The organism is Nostoc sp., from assembly GCF_036917975.1.
Lineage (GTDB): Bacteria > Cyanobacteriota > Cyanobacteriia > Cyanobacteriales > Nostocaceae > Nostoc.
The window spans coordinates 55,565-80,635 of record NZ_JBALEJ010000050.1; the positions used below are offsets into that span (position 1 = coordinate 55,565).

General features: G+C 41.0%; 21 protein-coding genes. 15 read left to right on the forward strand and 6 right to left on the reverse strand.

Annotation, left to right across the window (positions count from 1 at the left end; all coding sequences use genetic code 11):
* Positions 1 to 51 precede the first annotated feature (51 nt).
* The 3 genes from V7K76_RS22640 to mltA all read left to right on the forward strand — a co-directional run bounded on the left by V7K76_RS22640 (position 52) and on the right by mltA (position 4,314).
* Positions 52 to 1,398: a proton extrusion protein PcxA gene (locus V7K76_RS22640; RefSeq protein WP_442936232.1), complete on the forward strand. Its 1,347-nt coding sequence runs from the start codon at positions 52 to 54 to the stop codon at positions 1,396 to 1,398.
* Positions 1,399 to 1,649: 251 nt separating this feature from the next.
* Positions 1,650 to 2,315 (forward strand): DUF4082 domain-containing protein, encoded by a 666-nt coding sequence (locus V7K76_RS22645; RefSeq protein ID WP_334775706.1) that lies wholly within the window; start codon positions 1,650 to 1,652, stop codon positions 2,313 to 2,315.
* A gap of 730 nt (positions 2,316 to 3,045) precedes the next feature.
* On the forward strand, positions 3,046 to 4,314 hold the full coding sequence (gene mltA / locus V7K76_RS22650; protein WP_334775705.1) for a murein transglycosylase A: 1,269 nt from the start codon (positions 3,046 to 3,048) through the stop codon (positions 4,312 to 4,314).
* A gap of 343 nt (positions 4,315 to 4,657) precedes the next feature.
* Here mltA and V7K76_RS22655 read toward each other — a convergent pair whose 3' ends face one another.
* Together V7K76_RS22655 and V7K76_RS22660 are read right to left on the reverse strand one after the other, a co-directional pair.
* Positions 4,658 to 4,891, reverse strand: coding sequence for a DUF3134 domain-containing protein (locus tag V7K76_RS22655; RefSeq protein ID WP_334775704.1), 234 nt, complete (start codon positions 4,889 to 4,891; stop codon positions 4,658 to 4,660).
* A 202-nt stretch (positions 4,892 to 5,093) separates the two neighbouring features.
* Complete coding sequence (locus V7K76_RS22660) at positions 5,094 to 5,522, reverse strand: hypothetical protein (protein WP_334775703.1); 429 nt, start codon at positions 5,520 to 5,522, stop codon at positions 5,094 to 5,096.
* Positions 5,523 to 6,750: 1,228 nt separating this feature from the next.
* Between V7K76_RS22660 and V7K76_RS22665 the strand changes: the two genes are divergently transcribed.
* The 10 genes from V7K76_RS22665 to V7K76_RS22710 all read left to right on the forward strand — a co-directional run bounded on the left by V7K76_RS22665 (position 6,751) and on the right by V7K76_RS22710 (position 16,817).
* Positions 6,751 to 7,371, forward strand: a complete 621-nt coding sequence (locus V7K76_RS22665) for a hypothetical protein (protein ID WP_334775702.1) — start codon at positions 6,751 to 6,753, stop codon at positions 7,369 to 7,371.
* A gap of 14 nt (positions 7,372 to 7,385) precedes the next feature.
* Positions 7,386 to 7,757: a hypothetical protein gene (locus V7K76_RS22670; RefSeq protein WP_179063732.1), complete on the forward strand. Its 372-nt coding sequence runs from the start codon at positions 7,386 to 7,388 to the stop codon at positions 7,755 to 7,757.
* Positions 7,711 to 10,458: a hypothetical protein gene (locus V7K76_RS22675; protein WP_334775701.1), complete on the forward strand. Its 2,748-nt coding sequence runs from the start codon at positions 7,711 to 7,713 to the stop codon at positions 10,456 to 10,458. Before V7K76_RS22670 ends, V7K76_RS22675 begins: the two co-directional genes overlap by 47 nt.
* A 53-nt stretch (positions 10,459 to 10,511) precedes the next feature.
* Entirely contained in the window at positions 10,512 to 11,360 is an 849-nt protein-coding gene (locus tag V7K76_RS22680; RefSeq protein WP_334775700.1) for a hypothetical protein, read from the forward strand.
* 38 nt (positions 11,361 to 11,398) lie between these two features.
* Positions 11,399 to 12,448 carry a hypothetical protein gene (locus V7K76_RS22685; protein ID WP_334775699.1) on the forward strand — a complete coding sequence of 350 codons (1,050 nt, stop codon included), beginning with the start codon at positions 11,399 to 11,401 and terminating at the stop codon, positions 12,446 to 12,448.
* Positions 12,449 to 12,565: 117 nt separating this feature from the next.
* Positions 12,566 to 13,390, forward strand: coding sequence for a hypothetical protein (locus V7K76_RS22690; RefSeq protein ID WP_334775698.1), 825 nt, complete (start codon positions 12,566 to 12,568; stop codon positions 13,388 to 13,390).
* A 50-nt stretch (positions 13,391 to 13,440) separates the two neighbouring features.
* Positions 13,441 to 14,133 carry a hypothetical protein gene (locus V7K76_RS22695; RefSeq protein WP_334775697.1) on the forward strand — a complete coding sequence of 231 codons (693 nt, stop codon included), beginning with the start codon at positions 13,441 to 13,443 and terminating at the stop codon, positions 14,131 to 14,133.
* Positions 14,134 to 14,141: 8 nt separating this feature from the next.
* Positions 14,142 to 15,713 carry a hypothetical protein gene (locus tag V7K76_RS22700; protein WP_334775696.1) on the forward strand — a complete coding sequence of 524 codons (1,572 nt, stop codon included), beginning with the start codon at positions 14,142 to 14,144 and terminating at the stop codon, positions 15,711 to 15,713.
* Positions 15,714 to 15,750: 37 nt separating this feature from the next.
* On the forward strand, positions 15,751 to 16,317 hold the full coding sequence (locus V7K76_RS22705; RefSeq protein ID WP_334775695.1) for a hypothetical protein: 567 nt from the start codon (positions 15,751 to 15,753) through the stop codon (positions 16,315 to 16,317).
* 305 nt (positions 16,318 to 16,622) lie between these two features.
* Positions 16,623 to 16,817: a hypothetical protein gene (locus V7K76_RS22710; RefSeq protein WP_334775694.1), complete on the forward strand. Its 195-nt coding sequence runs from the start codon at positions 16,623 to 16,625 to the stop codon at positions 16,815 to 16,817.
* Here V7K76_RS22710 and V7K76_RS22715 read toward each other — a convergent pair.
* The 4 genes from V7K76_RS22715 to tig all read right to left on the reverse strand — a co-directional run bounded on the left by V7K76_RS22715 (position 16,814) and on the right by tig (position 21,827).
* Positions 16,814 to 17,734 (reverse strand): alpha/beta fold hydrolase, encoded by a 921-nt coding sequence (locus V7K76_RS22715; protein WP_334775693.1) that lies wholly within the window; start codon positions 17,732 to 17,734, stop codon positions 16,814 to 16,816. The two genes, V7K76_RS22710 and V7K76_RS22715, sit on opposite strands and share 4 nt — an antisense overlap.
* Positions 17,735 to 17,883: 149 nt before the next feature.
* On the reverse strand, positions 17,884 to 19,224 hold the full coding sequence (gene clpX, locus V7K76_RS22720) for an ATP-dependent protease ATP-binding subunit ClpX (protein WP_334764935.1): 1,341 nt from the start codon (positions 19,222 to 19,224) through the stop codon (positions 17,884 to 17,886).
* 9 nt (positions 19,225 to 19,233) lie between these two features.
* Positions 19,234 to 19,932, reverse strand: a complete 699-nt coding sequence (clpP, locus tag V7K76_RS22725) for an ATP-dependent Clp endopeptidase proteolytic subunit ClpP (RefSeq protein WP_069071412.1) — start codon at positions 19,930 to 19,932, stop codon at positions 19,234 to 19,236.
* A gap of 455 nt (positions 19,933 to 20,387) precedes the next feature.
* Entirely contained in the window at positions 20,388 to 21,827 is a 1,440-nt protein-coding gene (gene tig / locus V7K76_RS22730; RefSeq protein ID WP_334775692.1) for a trigger factor, read from the reverse strand.
* Between the two features lie 966 nt (positions 21,828 to 22,793).
* Here tig and V7K76_RS22735 point away from each other — a divergent pair.
* Complete coding sequence (locus tag V7K76_RS22735) at positions 22,794 to 23,831, forward strand: aspartate-semialdehyde dehydrogenase (protein WP_334775691.1); 1,038 nt, start codon at positions 22,794 to 22,796, stop codon at positions 23,829 to 23,831.
* Between the two features lie 127 nt (positions 23,832 to 23,958).
* Positions 23,959 to 24,843, forward strand: coding sequence for a 4-hydroxy-tetrahydrodipicolinate synthase (dapA, locus tag V7K76_RS22740; RefSeq protein ID WP_334775690.1), 885 nt, complete (start codon positions 23,959 to 23,961; stop codon positions 24,841 to 24,843).
* The last annotated feature ends 228 nt before the right edge of the window (positions 24,844 to 25,071 follow it).

Consider the following 25,071-nt stretch of genomic DNA (forward strand, 5'->3'; position numbering starts at 1 on the left):
CGTTAACTTAAGGTTAATAATCAACCAAATAATGCTGGATGATTGTCTGCAATGAAAAACTCTGTTTTTAGTCAAAAAATCTATTCTTTCTTACTTGCTGCTTATCGGCGGTACTTACAAACTCCTGAACGTTCCTTATATGAGGCTTACGATGCAGCACTAAAGATTCAGGAAATAGAAAATAAGCATTTCAATGGTAATAAAATAGACACTGACTCAGCCATGTACAGTAATAGCGTCATGGATTATTTTGAGTCAGACCTCAACAAGCTATTAAAAATTGCCAGAATGCGCCTGACGGAGTTTAAAGCAAGCCGTTGGTTTCTAAATGAAGAGAATCAAAAAGCTGCCGAGAAAGCAGGTATAGAGTATCTAAGTCTTTCTTTAGTTTTGGAAAAGCTAAACTTTATCGATCAAGTTATATCCAAATACACAACAAATTCTGAACAAATAACCTCCAACACTTTAGTAGTTAGACCTCAAAATATATCAGCTAACTCTGTGATATCTGACGACAAATCGCTGCTTGTCAAGACTCCAACATTACCACCAAAAATAGCAATTCAAGACTCAGATAACAAAGCAAAAATCAAGCGCAAAACCGATACCATAGGCGTTTTACCCCGTTCTATTTTAAGTACCATCAGTCGTCTACAAGTTGAATTAGACCCTAATTCGGAACAAGAGGTAATTCAGAGTTTCCGTCAGACTAAAAAAAGAACAATAATATCTCTCAGGTTTATTTTACTATTAATTATCGTACCACTTTTGACGCATCAAATAGCAAAATCTTTTGTAGTCGGCCCAATTATTGAGCGGTTTAGAAACTCAGAGCAAATGCAGATATTCCTAAACTCTGAAATGGAAGAGGAAGCCCTTGTAGAATTAGAAAGATTTGAAGAAAAGCTCAAGTTTGAAAATTTCATTATCAAAGCTCCTCCACTGTTACCTGAGCAACTGGAGACTGAAATGAAAAATAAGGCGATAGAGCTTGCTGAAGAATTTCGTCATGAAAGCTCTGGTGCGATCAAAAATGTTTTTGCAGATATGTTCTCGGTGGTTGCTTTTATCTGGCTTTTGCTAGTCAGCAAATCTTCTATTGCTGTACTCAAAGATTTCTTTGATAATATTGTCTATGGACTTAGTGATAGTGCTAAAGCATTTATCATTATTTTATTTACTGATATCTTTGTAGGATTCCACTCTCCTCATGGTTGGGAAGTACTGCTAGAAGGAGTATCACGCCATTGGGGATTACCAGCAAATAGAGATTTTATCTTCTTATTTATTGCCACCTTTCCGGTGATTTTAGATACCATTTTTAAATATTGGATTTTCCGATATTTGAATCGGATCTCGCCTTCGGCAGTTGCCACTTACCGGAATATGAATGAATGATAAACGGCGTTTTTGCACCACCACCAAATTCTCAATTTGGTGGTGCAACAATTCAGTGGGGGATTAGACCCCCACTGATTGCATTCTGACCGGAGCTTTCGGAGTCTCCAGCTTTGCTCCTGAATTCTGGCTTCTGAATTCTTCAATTGAAGTTTATGTGAATTTTCTGAGAAAGCGTTGCTTTACAGGTATAAAAATTCTACACTACTTGTGCAGAGTATCGATTAAATGTTTATGGGAGAAATAAGATCATGACTATTGCAAATGTACTAAAAAAGTTATCAATGGCTTCTCCTTTGATATTGGCAACAGTTTTAGTTTCTGCACCATCTGTATACGCAGATGAAGCGATACAGAGTTTGACGGGTGGAAGTAACTTCCCAAGTTTTAATGGTACAAATCAAACAATCGGTTGGTCATTTACTGCTAATGACAACCTCTCAGTTACTGCATTAGGTTTTTATGATCCAACTCCTGGGAATCCTCTATCACAATCCCACTTGGTTGGTTTGTGGACATCGGACGGGAATTTACTAGCTTCAACAACTGTCCAAACTACCAGTCCACTAACTGGAAGCTTTCGTTACCAGGATATTACATCAGTCAATCTTCTTGCTGGAATGTCATACGTTATTGGTGCAGCAATAACTAGTCCATTTAGTGATATTTATAATATTCCCGGATCTGTAAATACGGCTCCAGAAATTACTCTCACCGATAGCGCCAGAAATGGTACATCCCAAGGGTTTAGTTTTCCTTCAACTCTGACAGCGGGTAAGGGTAGGATTGGCCCCAATTTCGAATTTGACGTAGTTACCCAAGCTGTTCCCGAACCGACTTCTCTCATCGGTATCTTAGGCTTAGGTGCTTTTGGTATCACCTCTCTTCGCAAACGTAAGCAACTAGTTACAGAATAAACGAACGGACAGTAAATAGGACTTTATGTGCTTCTTTGCCTCTCCCTTGCGCGTGCGCTGGAGGAGGCGCTTAAAACTCTTAGGTGTAGGTAGTTCGATGGAGTCAGGGCTTACTACCAAATTGAGGCAATTTAGTTCAAATGTACTCACGCTTGAAAAAAGTGATGGGTTTTTTTAGTCTTTTTTTATAAAGTATATAAAAATATACTATTTCATCCTATATATGGTTAGTCTCATAGCCCCTGATAAACCTCACCCTGGTTTTGCGGTAGCAAAACCTGTCCCTCTCCTTACTAAGGAGAGGGATGTCTTTTCTTGACTACCCCTTCGCGGCGGGAGTAGGGAGTAGGGAGTAGGGGATATATTAGCCCTCGATTTAGGTTTAAAGCCGTACTTCTCTACGAGACGCTACCGCGAACGTCCCGCTACGCGCTAACGCCTGCAAGTGGCGCGATCAAATCCAAGTATCGCATATTGGTTGAAACCCCGCCCGATGTTAAGCCTGATTTGTTTCCCTACTCCCTACTCCCTTTCATAGGGTGAGGTTTTAGAGAACTTTTGGGTAATCCTATAAGTTGTGTGTACACTTATTCTTGGGGAAGGGAGTAAGGGGTGGGGTTGGCGGTGTGGGGTTCAAATTGTTTGATTTATGCAAGAGGTCTACTGTATTTTTGGTTTTTGATTTTGGAATTTGAGCGAGGTGGGTTAATCTCAAAAATTTTGAATTTTGATGAAAAAGACACTTGCTGGGTTAGGAAAGCTAAACAAATTTATTGCCATCAGCCTACCGGTGCTTCTGTCGATTTTCTTAGTGCGTATGGAATCTTTGGCGCATCGGGAACTCAGTCCGCCAGAATGTCGCGTGAAAAAGTGGGATATACCAGTATCTTTTACACAAAAGCAAAAAGCACCATTAATCGAGAGACTACCAATTACTTGTTGTCAAGGTGATGCTTCTTGTTTCGATGAAGTAATTTACGGCAAAATACCAGATAAAAAAGCGCTGATAAGTGCGATCGCTCGTAGTCTCCAATACCTGGAAACGGCTAATGCTGCGGCTGCTTATCAAAACTATCCGGTGGTTGGGATTACGCGCGATCGCGTCTTCAAAAGCTTGAAAAGATTCCGCGAACTCCTATTAAAAACTAATTCTGCCACAGAATTACATCAAGCCATTGAGCGGGAATTTGTTCTTTACCAGTCAGTCGGTAAAGATCACAAAGGTTCAGTTTTATTCACCGCCTATTATGAGCCACTTTACGCAGCCAGTCGCGTCCCGACAACAGAATATCGCTATCCTGTTTATCGATTACCTCCTGATTTCAACTCCTGGCCGAAACCTCATCCGACACGCGAGGAGTTAGAAGGATCAGACGGTTTGCAAAGTGCAAAAGGGAAATTGCGAGGATTAGAGTTATTTTGGTTTCGCGATCGCCTCGAACCATATTTAGCACAAATTGAAGGTTCGGCGAGACTTCAGCTTCCCGATGGTACTCAAACAACAATCGGCTATGCGGGTAACACCGCTTATAGCTACAAAAGCATTGGCCGAGAATTAGTGAATGATGGCAAATTACCACTAGAAGGTATAACTCTGCCAATTATTCTCGACTATTTTCAAAAGCATCCCCAAGAATTAAATATTTATATACCGCGCGATCGCAGTTTTGTTTTTTTTCAAGAAAATCACGGTGAGCCAGCCCAAGGCTCTATTAATGTACCATTAACAGCAGAGCGTTCTATTGCTACAGATAAATCTCTCATGCCTCCCGGCGCTTTAGCGTTGATTCGTGCTGCCATTCCCTTCGTTAATCCTACCGGAAAAATGGAGGAGCGGATAATTAGCCGTTATGTTCTTGACCAAGATACTGGAGGCGCAATTAAAGGTGCAGGTAGAGTAGATTATTTTTTAGGTACTGGGAAAATAGCAGGCGATCGCGCTGGTGTGACAGTCAGCAATGGGCAATTATTTTATCTATTACTCAAGTCCAAGAATTAAACACACTCGCATTTTAATAAGCTAAACAACATCTAAATATCTAGTTATATCTAGTTCACATATCTAAAATTTATATAACTCTTGTGGGGTGGGCATCTTGCCCGCCCTAATAATGCAAGTTAAATGTGTAACAGATTACTAAAATTCCCGACTTCTTTAAAAAGTCGGGAAATCTTAGCCTTTCGGCGTAAATAAAGCACCCATTCCAAATCAATGGACATCTCCAGAAATTAAATATGCGTTACCCAGAACCCTTGTAGAGACGTAGCACTGCTACGTCTCTACATTCTTTTTCGGAGATGTCTAATGAAACGCTTGCATTACAGAATTTAAGAATTAAGAATTACGCTTCTAAATCCATATCAGCATCATCATCATCATGATCGTAAGGGATATCATCAAGGTCTATCATTTCGGAAATTTCTTCTACTTCAGTTAGATACTCAGATTCTTGATGTTCACGCTCAATTAGACGACCAGTTGACTTTAGCCATTCCAAAAGAATAAATTCATTACTTGTACGAATTACAGGCGCTCGTTGGTTACGAGGCTCTTCACGCAAAGGACTAGTAGGCATAAAAAAAACTCACTTTGAATTATAGATTACCGTACAAATACATCAAAATTGTACATTCAACAGGTCGCGGTACTCCTTTCCCTGGGTATTGGGAAAAAGTTGTTTAAAATTTGGTAGTGGGTACAAGCCTACAGCATAATTTTTTAACTTGATACCCAATCAAGAGTCCCTAATCCCCAATCCCCTTTACACAAACACGATTTCATAACGCATTTGGTAGCTTGGCGATAGTTTCATACATATCAGAGGGTAATGCAGACAATCTGTTTGCTACGGCTACTGCATCAGCTAAGTTACTAAATTGACATCGGACTATATCTTGTCCATTTCCTGAAGGGAATCGCTTTCTAGCTTTGTTAGAGACAGCACAAATAATCGCTAACGCTTTGGCGAACCCATCTTTTGTCAATATTGTTTCTTGAGCAAACCCTTCAACAGGGATAAGGCAAACCTCAAACCGGTAGCCAGGTCTAGGAGAAACCGCTATGTCGATATATGGTTTATCTTCTTTTCTAATTCGGCGTAAATATTTGGCTGTCAAGTTAGTATCATGCAAATCAGTCCCAAGGGCGTAAGTAAAAAAGCAATCTTCTGTCAGGGACTCAGGACGAGTAATTATATCCGTTAACATAAGCTCAATTAATATCCGTATATTGTCTTGTTTTGTGACACACTAGACTTGTCCGTTCTTCTTAGCACATTTTTTTGATAGTTAGAGATATCAGTGTCATATGGGGTATTGCAATATAGTTCGGTTAACTAAAATTTCAATTTTTGGAATCCTGAAGACTCTTATCTCTAAAGGTCTTAGCTCTGTTAACCTTGAGACTATAACTCATCCCTTGGATATCTCTTAACGCCTGAATAGCAATTACTCCTGCGGCGTCTGTTTATATTTCTACAACGGCAAATCCCCTCTTTTTACCACTTTTTTAGTTGGGAGCCGCCACAATCCTTTATCCATACTCTGAGAAGACCCGTTCTCGGTCATCATCTTCAACCTCATTCTCATTGGATAGATTAGCAACATCAACTGACATCAAACACCTTCAGAATCAAAGGGTGTAGAGATTTAGATTCGGAGAAGTGTCTATAATAATCAGTTACATGACCGAAAATATTTCTCAACATATCTGATCATAACATAGTTAGCAGTTGAACTTTTTTAACTATTCTGACCGATAGATATTCAGTAAATAATAATTGTAAATCGTACTAAATTCTTTCATAAGATAAGTATATTTACTATGACTTGAATTTTTGCTGAGAATAGTTATAACTCCAGGTTCAATATTGATTGCGACTGGCGGCTCTGCCGCCAGTAAGAGAGGCAGAGCCTCAAAGACGAGCAGGATTCTAGGAGGTCAAGCTTGAGGTTTGCAACCTAAGTAGTAGTGCAAAATTAAATATACATTTGTCATTGCGAATGAAGCAAAGCGAAATGAAGCAATCGCAAGGGTTTGGGATTGCTTTGCTACATTTCATTTCGTACCCTTCTCTACGAGAGGCTACGCCAACGGGAACGCCAAAGGCGAACGCAATGACATAAATAATTTTGCGTAACCACTTAGTACAGCACGGCGGAAATAAACTACCCATTCCAAATCAACGAAACTCTTACGCCGTATTCATTCTGACTTTTGACTTCCGCCTCGCGGTACTAGCTTTTCAAATCAGAGATATTTAGTTTTAGATAAATCTTAATATTATGTTAACTTAACTTCATAATACTGATGTAGAATATAGAACTTTACTACAAGTTCGTAATTTGATTAACAATCATATTAAAGCATGTTAAATTGTAGTAGCTGTAAAATTTGAAAAAGAATCATTATAGTACATCATAGGAAAATTAGCAAATGTTTAGACAAAGTTCTCACGAGAGAAACTTTTTCAAAGCTTTAACTGGTAGTGCGGCGAAAGAATCTCACAAGTTAAGACTGGCATTAAAATCCTGTCTGACTGTTCTAGTTGAATCTGTACCTTTTTTGATTGCTTGTGCTGTATTAGTTAGCGTTATCAGCCTAAAAAGTCCTATTCTGCTCTTTTGCTTACTCGTTGGTAGTTTAATTGCAGTCATTACCCAGCAAATTGGGCAGCAAGTGAATTTACCAAGGCGATCGCTAATATTATTACAAATTTTAGCAGCAGCGATCGTTCTGAGTTTATATTGGTTAGACTGTTTTGCAGCCCCCGCACAAGCACAGTTTTTTGGAGAAGCTGAAAAGTTTTTCAAAAAAACCTTACAAGATGGTTCAGCAACCAATGCTGGTGGTAGCGACACAGCCGTAAGTTTGATATTTAATGTGTTGCGGGCAATTTACTTACTCTATATTGCAATCTCCTTAGTTGGTGTGATCAATGCAGTGCGTAAAGATGAAGATTGGCAAAGCATCGCCAGAACTCCCCTATTGGTGGTTGTTGCTGTTACCATTGCTGATGTACTCACACGCTTTGTAATTGGCGATAGCAGTAAATAATTCAGATATTTCAAATGTCTCAAGAGCGGGAACAAGAATTTCGTCCAGTCAATCAAGTTCTGGGAAGTCAACCTTCGTTAGGGCCAATTCCTGCCGATCAAATTCTTCCTTGGACAGTCATTGCCCTAGCCTCCTATTTTATAATCAATGGGATTTTTGGGGGTCTTTTCCAAGAAGAGTTTCAAAAATGGTTGTGGACAGTGCTAATTGCTGGTTGGGGAATAGGAACCTGGTGGATTTTAACTGGTGGTAGGAGTTGGAGTTTTTTAAGTAAATTTATCGGCGTTCCCGCTTGGACAAGAGGCTTTGCTCGTTATCAAAGCTTACTGGAAGTTAACCATGAAGCAAAAAATCGGAAAACAAAGCGTCAGCGTCGCCGGAAATGAAAGTAGATTAACACCATTTGAAGATGCTTTGCACTTGGCGACAATGCTGCGTGTCGCAATGAATGGACGTGATATTGGCGCTTACCTTTTGACAAAAGGCACTCAAAAAGATCGGTTCTGTTTTGTGTTTGGTTTTGATTGTAAGGGAATCCATACTACCTTAAGACCTGAACAAATTGATACACTTTTTAATAACATTGAAGCCGGATTAAAAGACATTCCTAGCGGTGAACGGATGACGTTGCACTTGGGTTCTTTTAGTTCAGACAAAGAGCGACAAAAAGAATTAGCAACATTAATTAGAAATTCGCCATCACGAGATATCAAATACTTATTGATGGCTGAAAGAGCCAGAGTTAAAGAACTGACAATTTCTGGGATTCGTAAACCCAAATTTTTACGGATTTATGTCACTTACACCATTGAATCTAACTCGCAACATGCAGATGATTGGATCGAAAAGCTTTTAGTCAAAGCTGAATCGTGGTGGTTAAAATTCAAAGGGGAACTCTCAGAAGTAGAAAATCAGCGCATTGAAACCCTAATCACCAATGCTTACAACCAGGGGTTTCTTCGCTGGGAACAAATCTTATCTAACAAAATGGGATTGGATGTCAAGCCTTTGACTGCTGATGAACTCTGGGGAGACATCTGGAAAAGGTTTAATGATACGCAGCCAATAGATATTCCCCAGTTAATGACTTTAGATGAGCAAGGACTGCACGAGCAAGTTAATTCTGATTTAGCTAGTACTAAATTACTTCTAGATAATATCCACGGCACAACTTTGCTGATGGAATCTAGTGTACCTTGTGCCGATCGCCGCTGGGTTAATGTTAACAATCGTTATATTGGCGCACTGTCATTTCTCGAAAAACCTGGTGGCTGGCCCAATAAATCTGGCCAACTGCGCTATTTATGGGAACTATTAGCCAGAGAAACAGTAGTAGATACAGAAATATTTTGTGAGTTGACTGCTGCAAATCCAGCATTGGTAAAAACGACTCTGCAACGAGTGCTGAAGCAGTCAAACATGACAACAATTATGGCTCAAGAAAAAAGTAAAACTATTGATGTCAATGCTCAATTAAAGTTGAAGAAATCGGTAGCCGCGCAAGAACAATTATTTGAAGGTGCAGTCCCGATTTATACGAGTGTTGTCATTTTAGTACATCGTCCAACTGTCGAAAAATTAGATGAGGCGACAAGATATATTGAAAACTGTTTTCAACGTCCAGCTAGGGTAATTAGAGAAACTGAATATGCTTGGAAAATTTGGCTGCAAACTCTACCAATAGTTTGGGAAGGTTTGTTAGCAACACCCTTCAACCGTCGCCAGCTATATTTAACCAGTGAAGTTCCCGGATTAATGCCTTTGGTTTTAACTAAAAAAGGTGACAGACAAGGTTTTGAGTTGATTGCTGAAGAAGGGGGAACACCCGTACATTTAGACTTATTTACTCAACACAAAAATTTAGCTTTGTTTGCCACAACTCGTGCAGGTAAATCGGTGTTGGTGTCAGGGATTTTAACTCAAGCTTTGGCACATGGGATTCCGGTTGTAGCCTTAGATTTCCCGAAACCTGACGGGACATCTACTTTCACTGACTACACAGAGTTTATGGGGGCGAATGGAGCCTATTTTGATATTTCCAAACAATCGAATAACTTATTTGAACAGCCAGATTTACGATCGCTAGAACCAGAACAACAGCGCGATCGCTTTAATGATTATACCGCCTTCCTCGAATCAGCGTTAATGACAATGGTTTTAGGATCGTCCACTGAAAGTCAAATTTTATCGCAAACCGTGCGATCGCTACTCAACCTCGCTTTAGAAGCCTTCTTTAGAGATGAGGGCATCAAAGAGCGATATCGGCAGGCGATGACGGCGGGATTTGGCACTAATGCTTGGCAGAAAACCCCTACCTTAAAAGATTTTCTCTTTTTCTGCTCACCCGAACACTTGCAGCTAAGTTCTTTAACTGGCAGAGTAGAAGATGCCCTCAGTCAAATTCAGTTGCGCTTACGGTTTTGGCTTTCTAGCCGCGTAGGACAAGCCATTTCTGCACCATCTAGCTTTCCTACCGATGCACAACTTTTAGTTTTTGCTCTCAGAAACCTCTCAGATAGTGAAGATGCAGCCGTACTATCCTTGAGTGCCTATTCAGCCGCACTACGACGCGCATTAAGTAGTCCAGCTTCTATATTCTTTATCGACGAAGCACCAATTCTCTTTGAATTTGAGCAAATTTCTGACTTAGTTGGCAGAATTTGTGCGAACGGCGCTAAAGCCGGGATCAGAGTCATCTTATCAGGACAAGATCCTGATACGATCGCCAAATCTAAAGCTGCATCTAAAATTTTGCAAAACTTGACAACAAGATTAATTGGACGTATTCAGCCAGTAGCAGTAGATAGTTTTACAGACATCTTGAAATATCCCCGCCAAGTTATTTCTCGTAATGCTTCAGAAAGCTTTTTTCCCCGCAAAGAAGGCGTTTATAGCCAATGGCTATTAGATGATAACGGTAGTTATACATTCTGCCGTTACTATCCAGGTTACGAACAATTGGCAGCAGTTGCTAATAACCCTTATGAGCAAACTGCACGTAGCCAAATGATGCAACTTCACAGCGATAAATATGAGGCAATTTCGGCATTTGCACGTCAGTTAGTGGCGACTCTGCGTAGTAGTTAATCGGGTTCTGTAAGCACTTAACAATGTCGTCTACCTTTTTCAGGCACAGATGTATGCAAAAAACTACCATTTTTACTTTTACCTTGCTATCCCTGGCAATCTTGCCAGTAATGGCACAAGTTCAGACGAGCAACTTAGGCCAGGTTTGGACTGATTTTCAATCATATTCCACAGATTTGCAAAATTACCTTCAATATAATCTCAGCGATAACTTAAAGCCTTTAGAAGTACAAAGTCAAAATGCTCTGAGTAATTCCAAGGGAGAATTGAATATACCTAATCCCGTTGTCGCGGGACAAAAGGTTCGTGATGATTTGATTCTCTACTCTTCTAGTTCAGACTCTAGAGCAGACCGCTTTGAGAATAATTCAGCAGTGCGGGGAAATTTAGTTAGTAATGAACTCAACCGTCTAATTACTCGTGGAGTAGCGGTAGGTGTTCTCGGTCAAAATGGACAAATTCGGACAAAATTAAAGTTAGAAAATACAGAGAAAAGCCTAGCAGATATTGCAGGATTTACTAATACAGTTAACAACTTATCCATTCCAAATGCGGCTGCGAATGCGGCTGCGAATACGAGTGCGGCTGCAACTGCGGCTGCGGCTGCGGCTGCGGCTGCGGCTGTGGCTGCGAGTACTATCCCAGGTTTATCAACTTTGCTAACTGCAAACCAAGAAAACACTAAAATCCAACAGGAGCAAGCAAGATTTATAGCTGAAACATTTGCTCAGACAATACAAATGAATCAGTCTTTGCAATACTCAAACTTAAATTTGGCAAACATTTCTGAACAGGCGGAAGAGGCGAATCGCGCTCACAGAGTAGAAACATCTACTGAAGCAGCGCGACTTTTAAGATCAACTTCTCAACTAGATTTGTTTGGCAGAAAAGTTAATAAGTAGGATTTTGAAATAAAAAAATCTAATTTTCTAGACAAAAAATGCAACTTGCTATTCAACTAATTTTTTCCCAAGTAGGCATTGATCAGATTATCGATACTGGTACTGTAACTTCTCGAAGTGTTGCTGAAGGCTGGGACAAACAATGGCTGGATTTATTACAAAATAACACCAGCAATAACTTGTATGGTTCACTGACAAATCTGGGTATTTTTTTTGCAGTAGGAACCCTGTTATTTTTTATGATACAATTCCTCAGAGACTTAATATCCTACGAATATAGCCGTCCCATATCAGCTTTAATTTGGCCTTTTATTGTGGTAGTACTCTTAAGTAATTCAGGTAAGGGAAGTATACTTTCTAATCTGACATTGGGAGTGCGGAATTTTTTAAATACCGTTAATCAGCAAGTATTGGTAACAGCAGATGCAAATAAAACTTACCAGCAAGCACTGAATATGAGTATTGCTGAAGAAGTAGCTGGTTCTTTCCTACGTCCTTGTCAATCGCTGACTGGCGAACAACAAAGTCAATGCTTTGTCAAAGCTGCCGAAAAAGTCAACGTTCTCTGGCAGAAATATCGAGATATGTATGGTAATAAAAGCTGGATAATTAGACTACAAAATAAGGTAGATAATATTCGATATGGGACTGGCATTGTATCAGAAACCTCTTTCAATTCTTTGTTAGGTTCGACAGTGCAAACGAGTATTAAAAGCTTTTTAGTTTCCTTACAATATGCCTTCCAGAATTTGATAGAAGCTAGCATGTTGCTAATAGCAGCTTTAGGGCCAATAGCTGTAGGTGGTTCTTTGCTGCCTGTTGCTGGTAAACCAATTTTTGCATGGCTAACCGGATTTCTATCTATTGGAATCGCTAAGATTTCGTTCAATATTATTGCTGTGCTAACTGCCGCAGTTATTGTGAATGGCCCAGGTCAAAATGCTAATGTTGATCCAGATTTAATGTGGTTCATAATTTTTCTGGGAATTTTAGCACCGATTCTATCTTTACTTGTGGCTGCTGCTGGCGGTTTTGCAGTCTTTAGCGCTATCAGTAATACGGCTTCTTTAGTCAAGGAGAGGATATAGGGAATTCAAAATTCAAAATTCAAAATTCAAAATTCAAAATGAATAAAATTTTGGCAAGTGCTGTGAATGCTGACTATATATAATAAGCTGAAGTTTTTTGCAGTAGGAGGTGAGTAAATGGTGCGTTTACTAGAAAAAAGACAAAGAACGGGAAGTGCTTTAACAATTTTTGCGATCGCTACCTTTAGTTTACATATATTAGTTTTATTTTTATTCTTATTGCAAGGGCTAAATATTCGCCAACTTAGTCTGAGAAAACCTCCCAACTTTGTGCAATTAATCGACGGTAAACCAGTAGCTAATATTGATGATTTAGCAAGAGAACCTGAAGACATCCGTCGATTTATCAGCAAAACGATGATCTCAATGTTTAGCTGGTCTGGAACCTTACCACCACAAACTATTGAAGAAGTCGCAAACCCTAAATCAGATTTAGGAATACTTATTAACACACCTCAAGGTGGTAGCCAAAAAATTAGTACCAGCAGTTGGGTAGCTAGTTTCGCCTTCTCAGAAGACTTTCGCAAAGGTTTTTTAAGCACAGTTGCAGAAATGACACCGCCAGAAGTCTTCTCTGAAAATCCCAACCAAGCAATGACATCACAATTAGTTATTAAGCGGGTTTATCCGCCAAAAGAAATTGCACCAGGTAATTGGCGAGTGGGGATGGTAGCCGACTTAATTCAGAAAAACCGAGTTGGTGGTGCAAAACTTATAACTCCTTTTAATAAAGATTTCCTTGTACGCGCAACAGATTATTTTGCCAATCCCCAAACTGACAGTAGCACCGACTTACAAAAAGCAATTTATAGTGTCCGCGCAGATAGACTAGAAATTTATGAAATTCGTAACTTATGTTTGCTGGATAGCTACAACAACCTGAACGGAGATAAATCCAAACAATGCAGCAGTGGACAAACATCTGATAGTTTTATAAAATGATATATTTCTAATTCACCGGCTGATAGTTCAATTTATATAATCAATTATTAATGCAATTACTCAAACCAGAAAATAAGAAAAATAGCCCCTTGCCACTGTTGGCAGTAGGAACCCTTGGTTTACATCTATTCACTTTACTGTTACTAATATTTCATGGGTCTATGTTACAACAGTTAGGACGGCAACTTACACCTCAAAGTTTAGTGCAACTTGTTGATGGTCGCGCCATAACCGTAGACCCCCAACCAAATTTAGAGCGACAGCCGGAGGCTATTCGGCGGTTTGTGGGTGAAACTATGAGCTTAATGCTCACCTGGTCACAGCAACAACCACCAACACAAGTCTGGGAAATTAGCTCTCAACTGGTAGCTGATAATTTTAAACAAAAATTTAAGTCAGAAATTACTAATTTAAATCCAGATAGCCAATTTGAAAATGTTAATAGAGGCACGGAGAATGTATTAGTCATCCAAAAAATTTCTCAACCTACAGCAATAGGTAATGGAAAATGGAAAGTAGAGATGTTTGCCAATCAACTAATTTTTAGCAGTTATGATAAGTTAGGAAAATCGGTTTCCTTTAATAAACAAATTTTAGTTAGAGCCATAGATGAACCAGCAACTTCACTACCAAATGCACCACTACCATTGCACTTCGCAGCTTACCGCCTTGGTGAAGCCAGACTAGAAATTTATAATGTCTGTGAAATCCAAGATAACAATTGTTCTGGAAATCCCAATTAAGCTCTACCATGACTCGATACTCAATTCCTGCGGAAACCCCTCCCCAAAATGGATTTACTCTCAGCACCGACGATCGCCAATCAGAAGTAGAATCTTTAGATTGGGAATCACGGATGTCAAGGTTAGTCGGCTTTGAAGAAAAATCTTCTTCTACCGCTACCCAAGGTTCAGAAGACTCGGCAACGCCGCTAGAGTCGGTTTCTCAACCACAAGAAGTTCAGACTAAGCAACCACTCTCATCGAATCCTTTTGCAAAACTAGCCTTAGTAGGAGCTGCTACCTTAGCGATCGTTTTGTTGGGTGGTGTGTTTTTGTCCAAGTTGATGAGTACCAGCAGTCAAAAGCCCAAAAATCTTGTTTCTGCACCAGTGCAAGAGCAGCCCACTGAATCTAAATCTCAACAGCTAGAAGGTGAAGTAGATACTCTCAAAACGAAATTAGCCCTGACTGAACAAGCACAAATGGTGAAAGCTGCCCAACAACAGCTGAGAATTGCCAAATCAACGCCGACAGTAGCCTTACCACAACCGTCAGTTAGACAGCAAGTGATTCCAACACCCCCACCAACAGCTTACGTACCTCCGACGGTAACTGAGCGCATCGTTCCTGTCCCTCCTTCTCAACCTTTCACATCAGCCCAACTACCAGTTGTCAGACCAAACATTCAACCAGTAGTTAGTATAACTCCACCCAGCCCATTTGAAGAGTGGGCAAGGTTAGCAAAATTAGGTAGCTACGGTCAAGTAAATGCTAGCAATCAACCTACTAGTAATATAGCTACTTTAGAACCTGTAAATAAGCAACAGACACCAAACCCCAACCCAGAGAAAACCCCAGAACCGCAAGCTCCTGTAGTTAGTCAAGCGCAGGGGCAAAAATCTGTACCAGTCGGGAGTAGTGCTAAAGCTGTGTTAGCGACAGCGATATTTGGGGAAACTACTAAGTCAAGCGGTGGTGGTGAAACAGACGAAAACAAAAACGTATTTGTGATCAAACTGCAAGAACCCCTAAAATCTAAGGATGGTACGATCGCTCTACCTGCAAACACCGAATTCCTCACTGAAATTCGTTCCCTTTCCGAACAAGGTCTTTTGCAGATGAACATAGTTAAAGTTATCTCGCAAAATAATGGCAACTCTATAGAACAAAGCTTACCCAACAATGCAATTATTCTTCGCGGTACTCAAGGTAAACCTTTAATCGCAAATAAATTTCCCAGTCAAGGTTCATCCATATCATCAATGGATACAGGACTATTCGTTTTGGGAGGTATTAGTAAAGCCGCAGAGTTAATAAATGTCCCTAATACTCAACTTGTACCACTTACTACTACCACTAGCACCCCCAATACCACCGGCGGTGGCAGCACCACCAGTAGCAGCACAACAATTACTACTGTCAGTCAGCCCGAACGCAACCTTGGAGCTGGTGTTGTGGAAGGTGGTTTGAACTCTATAGTACCCCAAATTGCCCAACGTAATCAACAGGCGATCGCCCAAATGTCACAACAAAATAATGTTTGGTTTTTGCCAGCCGGCACAAATGTTGAAGTATATGTTAATCAACCAACCCAGTTTTAGAAGGTAGGATTTATACCAATTTTAGATATTTGCAACCATGAAAAAGAATACTAAATTGCCAGGAAATACCCATTATTATTTCCTACCTATAGCTTCCTTAATTTTCTCGGTTGCTATGTTCTTGTTGGTAGGTCGTGCTGTAGCTAATAATGCCGTTTTGCGTTCTATATTTTCCTGCCAAGCGCAAGGTTTAGGAGGATTAATACCGACAATCAACGTTTGGTATGAGCAAGGCACAAACTTAAGCTTTATCCCGGCTGGAGAAGTAATTAAAAAAGTTTGGTTAAACGATCCATCACAGGTAACTATGGATTTTGATGGCCCGGTATGTATGCAGTTTGGTCTAAAACCTAATACTAGTTCAGGAGATTGTAAAAACTCAGCCGCGAATGTAATCCAACTCAGACGAATTAAAAAACTGGATATTCCTGGACTTCCTAACACTAGTAATACACTTTTAACAGTTATTACCGAAGCCCAAGGTAAAAACAAATTGTATACTTTTAAAGTGATATATAAAACAGATAGTCCTGAATATCATACTTTAGCAATTTTCCCCGATCCTTCTGGTCAAGAAGGAGCTTGTGCGAAGGTTTTACAATAAAAGAATTCATCTCAAAGCTTGATATAAAGCCTGTTTTACGTCTGACTCCTTGTTAGGGACTTCCAAAAAAATACTCTAAGTTTCACTGGCACACTGAATATCATCCGTCGCGCTGTTTCCAAATTTTAGCGACTCCAAATAGAAGAATTTCCTTTTTTTCACCTGGCTTGTAAGAGAAATTTTGGATGAGCAGATTCCTGAACCTGAAGGTAGAGGCAATCCCCGTCTAGTCAAAAAACTAGAGCCAAATTCCCCCTCCAAGAAACCTATGCATAGAACGCAAGGAGTTATACAAACCCAAAAAAGTGCCTGAAGTTTGGTTCTGGAAATCTGACCAGATAAAAATATTCCGTTTAAATGCGACTGACGAATATGAAGAAGTAAACCGTAGTGGTTTCTTTCCGAATTTAGACCCAACTTTGTTGCTGCAATATATCGGACATCCTGACCAATACGACGCTGTTGCTGAATTTGTGCAGGCTATCCGAAAAATCAGTTAACCCAGCTGTGGCTCTGGCGTGTTAATTTGCAAAAACTCTTGTACCCGTTGCAGATAAGTTGGTACATCTTCCAACATTGGGAAATGCGCTGTGTTGGGAATCATCACAAATTCCACTTTGTTGCTCAGTGCTGCGGCTTGACGGCCCATCTCGGCTGGGATAATCTTGTCATACTCCCCCGCCACGAGTAAAGTCGGCACTGTCAACTTAGCAAACTCTTGCGGCATCACTTCAGCTTGAGCCTTACTGACTGAAGTAAAAATTGTTCCTAAAGCTGCATCGTAATCTGCTTCGAGAAAATCTTGCAAAAAAGCTTGCCGCTCAGAATGTGGTATGGAACTATATAAAAATCTGGCCATAAACATTCGGTCAACAAATGGAATTTTGCTTAACCATTTGGGACGGAATTTCACTACATAGCCACCGAATTTATGAAAGGCACTAAAAGATTTTTCGTCGTACTCGAAAATGCCGCTACAAGTTAAAATTCCTCGTTCCACTCGTTGGGGATAGCGGTTAAAAAATAAAGTGGCAACAGAAGCGCCCATTGAATGAGCATGGATATAAACACGCTGGATATGTAACCCATCTAATAAAGCTGCCAAATCATCAGCGTATTCCTCTAACTCATAGGTTAACTCTCTGATTGCCTCTGATTCTTCCTGTGGGGACTCAGATTCGGCAACAGCTTCACTTGCTTGGGCGATGGTCGGCTTCCCACGAGAACGACCAAATCCCCGCAAATCGTAGAGTAAACAATCAAATTGCTCTGATAAAGCATTAGCAGTATTTTGCCAATACCTAGCCGAACCAGCCCAACCGTGGATGAAAACCATCACTGGTTTTACCAAAGAACCGGATGGTTTTTTCACCCATTCGTAGTAATGCTCAACGCCACGAACATTAATATAAGGCATTTTTGAAAGTTAGGAGTTAGGAGTTAGGAGTTAAAAGTCGGGAGTTAGGAGTTAAGAGTTAGGAGTTAAGAGTGAGTATTTATTACACTTCCCCTATCTCCCTCATCCCCCTCATCTCCCTCAGCCCCTACTCAGCACTCAGTACTGATTTAGGCTGATTCCGGCTTCGGTAGTGAAGACGGATGTATTATCAGTTCAGCAGTCGATCGCTTCTCGACCATTTCCCTTGTAACTGTACAGCGTGTCACATCCTTACGGGATGGTAACTCATACATTACATCCAACATTAGTTCTTCGACAATACCACGTAATGCTCTCGCACCAGTTTTACGGCGGTAAGCTTCTTGAGCGATCGCTCGTAAAGCATCTGCTTTAAAATCTAATTGGACATTATCCATCTTCAGCAGCTTTTGGTACTGCTTCACTAAGGCGCTACGTGGTTGAGTCAGAATCGCCATCAGCGCTTCTTCGTCTAGCGGATCTACTACTGCTACCATTGGCATCCGCCCAATAAACTCTGGAATCAGGCCAAATTTTACTAAATCATCCGGTTCTAGATGGCGGAGAGTGTCTGCTGCTCGTTTCTCCTTCGATTGGCCTTCTCCCGGTTGCACAAAGCCGATTGCTTTTTTGCCAACTCTCTGATCTACAATCTTGTCTAAGCCCACGAAAGCACCACCACAGACGAACAAAATATTACTTGTATCAATCTGGATGCAGTCTTGATAGGGATGCTTGCGCCCTCCTTGGGGTGGTACATTAGCGATCGTTCCCTCTAACATTTTCAGCAAGGCTTGCTGCACGCCTTCGCCAGAAACATCGCGGGTAATTGACGTGTTCTCACTCTTACGAGCAATTTTGTCAATTTCGTCAATATAAATAATTCCCCGTTGCGCTTCCTCTATATCTAAATCTGCCACCTGCAACAGTCGCAGCAAGATATTTTCTACATCTTCTCCCACATACCCCGCTTCCGTCAGCGTTGTCGCATCAGCTACGGCAAAGGGTACATCCAAGATTTTTGCTAGGGTTTGGGCTAAGAGAGTTTTGCCGCAACCAGTCGGGCCAATTAATAAAATGTTGGACTTTTGCAGTTCTATGGCATCATCTGACCCAGGTTTGCCACTGGCTTTAGACTGAATCACCGCTAGTCGCTTGTAGTGATTATAAACTGCGACTGACAGTACTTTCTTCGCTTCGTCTTGACCAATAACGTGTTCGTCTAGATATTTTTTAATCTCTCTTGGCTTGGGTATTTGATTAAACGAAATACTAGCAGAGTGGGTACGCCGTTTTTCAGGTGGTTCTGCTCTTGGCGCTGGTTGTGCTGCCGCACCACTGGTATCGAGTAACTCCTCGTCTAGTATTTCATTACACAAGTCAACGCATTCATCGCAGATGTAGACTCCCGGTCCCGCGATTAACTTACGCACCTGCTCTTGAGACTTGCCACAAAATGAACATTTTAAATGGGAGTCGTACTTAACCATACCAGCCTCTTATTTCAGAATGGTGACGTTTTCCCCTGCTACGGGAAGATTTTGCCTGGAAATGACCTGATCAATCAAACCGTAGTTTTTTGCCTCTTCAGCCGACATAAAAAAGTCACGCTCAGTATCAGCTTCAAGTCTTTCTAAGGGTTGACCAGTATGGTGAGCCATTAACTGATTCAACTTAGCCTTAACATAAAGAATTTCTCTGGCTTGAATTTCAATGTCAATGGCTTGACCTTGAGCGCCACCAAGTGGTTGGTGAATCATAATCCGGGAGTCGGGCAGAGACATTCGCTTACCGGCAGCTCCTGCTGTCAACAAAAATGCCCCCATGCTCGCGGCTAATCCAAAACAGATGGTAACAACATCAGGGCGAATTTGCTGTATTGTATCATAGATTGCCATCCCTGCGTAGACGGAGCCACCAGGAGAATTAACATACAGTTGGATGTCTTTTTCTGAGTCTTCGGCGTCTAGGAATAACAACTGAGCCACAATTGAGTTAGCTACGGCATCGTCTATTGGTGTTCCTAAAAAGATAATCCGCTCTCGCAGCAGGCGGGAGTAGATGTCGAAAGCCCTTTCTCCCATGCCAGATTGCTCTATAACCATCGGTACGATGTTGCTAGGGCTGCTCAACTGGGAGTTAATGTTTATTCGACTTAAGTTGCTGATTGGGGAATTTCCCGACTGCGATTCAAGCATACAAGCTTTCTGTGACGATAATTTAGGACAAATGTTTCAGCAGCCGAGGCTGCCTTTTCAACGAATGGAATTTGTATAAGCTACGTGTTAACCATTATGCCTCATATAATTTCCTCTCGTGAACACAGTATCAAGCTCAGGCGATAACCGGTGTCACTATTTGCCGAAAATTCATTAATTCTTTAATTATTTGTCATGGGGCATTGGGAAAGAGGAGGCAGAAGTTGTTTAATTTTGAATTTTGTTAGCGCAGCGTAAAGCCTTCTCTTTCAGAGACGCTAACGCGAACGGCATGGCTTCGCTTAGAGCGAGTCCGCGATAGCGAAGCGTTAGCGACGCAGGAGCGTCGCGTCATTTTGAATTTTGAATTGATTTCTTCCTCATCTCTCTTACCTTACCCATTTCACCAGTACTTTAACTCAGAACTGGTGAATTCATGGCTGTGGGATTTTTGATTATCCTTCTGTGACTTCTGTGGAAGTTTCGCTGTTTTCTTCCTCAGTCTGGGGTGCATCAGCATCACCATCTGATTCTACGTCTTCCGTTTCCTCTGCGGGACTTAAGGAACCTTCCGGTACAAGTTCAACTGAGGAGTGTTCTAAGAGCCAATCGATGATTTTTTCGGTTAACAGTTCGTTTTCCACGATTGACCGCAGTTTATCTTCATCAACGTCCTGTTCTTCTGGGTATTGTTCCAAAAGTTCTGTGACTCTAGCTACGATTTCTTCTGGTGTTACCTCGATAGATTCGCGTTTGCCAATTTCCCGCAAGGACAAGGAGCGAGTGATGCGTTCAATTGCTTCAGTACGCGATCGCTCCCGTAATTGAGGAATAATATCTTGAGTAAACAGCTTTCTCACATCCAATCCCTGCTGAGACAGTCGGATTGCTGTTTGCGTTAGCATTGCATCCACTTCTTGCTCAATCAAAGTTGCTGGTAAATCAACTTCTACGTGCTTGAGCAATTCCGTTAACAAGGCTTCCTGTTTATTGGTTTTTGTTTTGTCGTCTGCCTCTTTTTGATATCGCTCTACCAAAGAAGCGCGTAACTCCTCTAAGGTTTCAAAATCACTGATTTCTTGGGCGAAATCGTCATTTACTTCTGGTAGTTCCTTTTCCTTCAGTTCTTTAAGCGTCACGGTGAAGGTTGCCGCTTTTCCCGCTAAATCTTCATTAGCATAAGGAGTTGGGAACTGTGCCGCAATTTCTTTGGTTTCTTCAGGATTCATCCCGACGATTCCCGAAATAAAGCCGGGAATAAATTTATCTTCCTGCAACTCAACTTGAAAATCAGTTGCTTCGGCTCCAGGAATCGGTTTTAGTTCAGCTGCTTCATCTTCGCCCTCAACTCTGGCGAATGAACCTTTAAAATCAACTACGGCAATATCGCCAATTTGGGCTGCACGTTCTTCCACAGGAATTAATGTCGCCAATTGTTGACGTTCTTTATCTAGAGTATTTTCTACTCGCTCTGGATCAAACTTGACTTCTTCAGCTTGGAAAAGCAAATCAGTGTACTGCACTAGATTCACTTCTGGTTCTACATCGACAGCAGCCGAAATCGTCAGGGGTTTTCCCGGTTCATAATTATTAATCAAATCCTCAAAAGAGGAGCGCAATTGCGGCTGACCGATTGCTGGGATGGCTTCTTGTTTGACTGCTTGCTCAATGCCATCTTGAATTAGTTCTTCCAGCGCCGCTGCCTTGATTCGAGTTGTACCCAGCCGTTGTAGTAATATCGGCCGAGGCACTTTGCCTTTACGAAACCCAGGAATATTGGCAGTACTCGCCAAGTTTTTAATGACCTGTTCGTAAGTTTGCTTGGTAATTTCCGGCGTAATCTCTATTTCCAGGCCAATTTGGCTGGCGGGAAGTTTTTCCTGGGTGACTTTCATGCTTTGTCTCTAGTTTTCTGGTATTTTATACTCCGAGTACACACAAAACGCAATAAAATAATTGTTTACGTTTATGGCTTGATGTCTCTTAGAGATAATGGGAGTTTGCCAAAAGGTCTTGTGACATCCAAAGGATGGATGTTTGTCTTGGGGCAAAGATCCAGTTTACTGCCAATGACCAAGGACTTGACATTTTGCTTTCAGAACAATTGGGCATTGGGTATTGGGCGTTGGGCATTGGGCATTGGGCATTGGTTATTTTCCATCTTCCCCTGCTCCCTCATTATTCCTCCACTCCCGACTCCCCTCTCACTCTCAGGAATTAATTATTCAGTGGGCTAATCCCGTGATATCCTGGTTCTCAACAAGTGGTTACTACCCCAAGTTAAAGTTATAGTATTGAGTCTAGTACAAGAAGGCAAAAGTAAAAAGGCAAAAATAAAAAGAAAGAATACTTATTTTGTAAGCTTTCTGGCTATTTTAAATGGGTGGTTTATTTACGCCGTGCTGTACTAGCTATTTTTAAGTTATGGTACGAAAGCGTATCTGTTACCTAATTTATTTTGTGCTGGTTTTGTGCATTTCGATCTTAGTAGTATATTTATCATCTTGGTAAACAACTTTTTTGTAGCCAAGATGTCTCTTGTCTTATAGGTGAGATGCCTGTTAAACGTCTAAGTGCAGATATCTTCATTTTTCTGCTAAATGGCAGTTTGCTGTATAATAATATATAGTTAAAATCGATGAAATAAATAGGATGTCCATTGTTGTAAAATGCAACATCACTTAACTTATTAAAGAACCAAGCGAATAAATGTATTAAATATATAAAAACAGAGTAAATTAGAGAAAAATCTAAATCATATTCAAAATCTATCTCAAGACTGCGATCGCTAGCTATATAAATAAAAAATTGTCAATTGTTCCAATAAATTGCAGATAAGTCTCTTAAAGGAGGAAGCAAGTTTGTCGAAATCCTATCGTTTAGCTATTTTGGGAGCCACTGGTGCAGTTGGCACTGAGTTGCTGGAATTATTAGAAAACCGTAACTTTCCGGTTGCTGACTTGAAGTTATTGGCATCAGAGCGGAGTGTCGGGCGATCGCTACGCTTTAAAGGGGAAAATATACCAATAGAGCCAGTTAGCGATCGCGCTTTTGAAAATATCGATATAGTACTAGCTAGTGCAGGTGGTTCCACATCCAAAACTTGGGCAGCAGTTGCAGTAGAAAAGGGCGCAGTGGTAATTGACAACTCCAGTGCCTTTCGGATGAACCCGGAAGTCCCCTTAATAGTGCCAGAGGTGAACCCACAAGCCGCAGCGCATCACCAAGGCATTATTGCTAACCCCAACTGCACAACGATTTTAATGGCTGTGGCAGTCTGGCCATTGCATAAAGTTAAACCAGTGCAACGCATCGTCGCTGCAACCTACCAATCGGCTAGTGGTGCGGGTGCTAGGGCAATGGCAGAAGTCAAAACCCAAACAAGCGCTATACTACAAGGACAGCTACCGATTGCCGAAATATTGCCTTACCCATTGGCATTTAATTTATTCCCCCATAACTCCCCATTAAACGATTTGGGTTATTGTGAGGAAGAAATGAAAATGGTCAACGAAACCCGAAAAATATTTGGTACGCAGCAAATCAGAATCACTGCGACCTGTATACGGGTTCCCGTACTCCGCGCCCACTCAGAAGCCATTAATTTAGAATTTGAGACTCCCTTTAGTGCGAAGGAAGCCAGAGAAATTCTAAGTTCCTCCCCTGGAGTCAAATTGGTAGAAGATTGGGGAACTAATCATTTTCCGATGCCAATTGAAGCAACCGGTCGAGATGAAGTTTTAGTGGGAAGAATTCGTCAGGATATTTCCCATACTTGTGGCTTGGAATTATGGTTGTGTGGCGACCAAATCCGCAAAGGCGCAGCGTTAAATGCAATCCAAATCGCCGAGTTGTTAGTAGAGAAAAATCTACTCAAACCATTAGCTATTAGTCATTAGTCATTGGTCATTGGTTATTGGTTAAGTGACAAAAGACTAATGACACTTGAAAGCAATTTGCAGATAGGTTATTACAATAGAGAACCACCAAGATATAAAAACATGGGTAATCAGGAGTGAAAAAAGGGTGGGAGATTTTGGCAATGTTTTAACCGCTATGATTACGCCATTTAAAGCAGATGGTAGTGTCAACTATGATGTAGCGGCAGAACTGGCGGCGCATCTAGCTAACAACGGTACAGATACATTGGTGATGTGCGGCACAACAGGAGAATCCCCGACACTAAGTTGGGATGAAGAATACCAGTTGTTTGTCGAGGTATTGCAGTCCGTGGCCGGAAAAGCCAAGGTAATCGCAGGTTGTGGATCAAATTCCACTAAAGAAGCGATCGCAGCCACCGAAAAAGCGTCTAAGATAGGAGTACATGGTTCCTTACAAGTTGTTCCTTATTACAACAAACCGCCACAAGCGGGATTGGAAGCGCACTTTAAGGCGATAGCACAAGCCTGTCCCGACTTACCTTTGTTGTTATATAATGTCCCCGGTCGTACCGGACAAAACCTTCAGCCAGAAACAGTTGCCCGGTTAGCTGAGGTTAGCAATATTGTCGGGATTAAAGAATCCACTGGTAGTATAGATCAGGCAAGCGAAATTCGTCGCTTGACACCAAAAGAATTCCACATCTATTCTGGTGATGATTACATGACTTTGCCCTTGTTAGCGATCGGGGCAAAGGGTGTGGTAAGTGTAGCTTCTCATCTGGTAGGAAACCAACTACAGCAGATGATCCAAGCTTTTAGTGCCGGAAAAATTGAGGTAGCAAGCGACATTCATCTCCAACTGTTCCCGTTGTTTAAAGCCCTATTTCTCACTTCAAATCCCATTCCAGTGAAAAAAGCACTGAAACTTCAAGGTTGGGAGGTTGGTTCAACTCGTCCGCCGCTATGTGAAGCTGATGTAGAAGTCAGTCAAAAATTAGAAGCGGTTCTGAAAGAACTTAGTTTAATCTAGTCACCAACTAGTTAAGCATTGGTAATCTACTCCTTACCAAAGATACATATAAACAGCGATCATAATTGTTCATAAGTTGCAATTTAAAAACCTGTGCTAGGACTGATAGATATACTATAAATCCTTGAGTGTACAGTCGATTTTATTGAATAAAAAATTGAAATCTTCAATTAAAACTTGATTGCTTTCAGACTGACTTAAGAGACAGATGATGTCTTAAATGCAAGT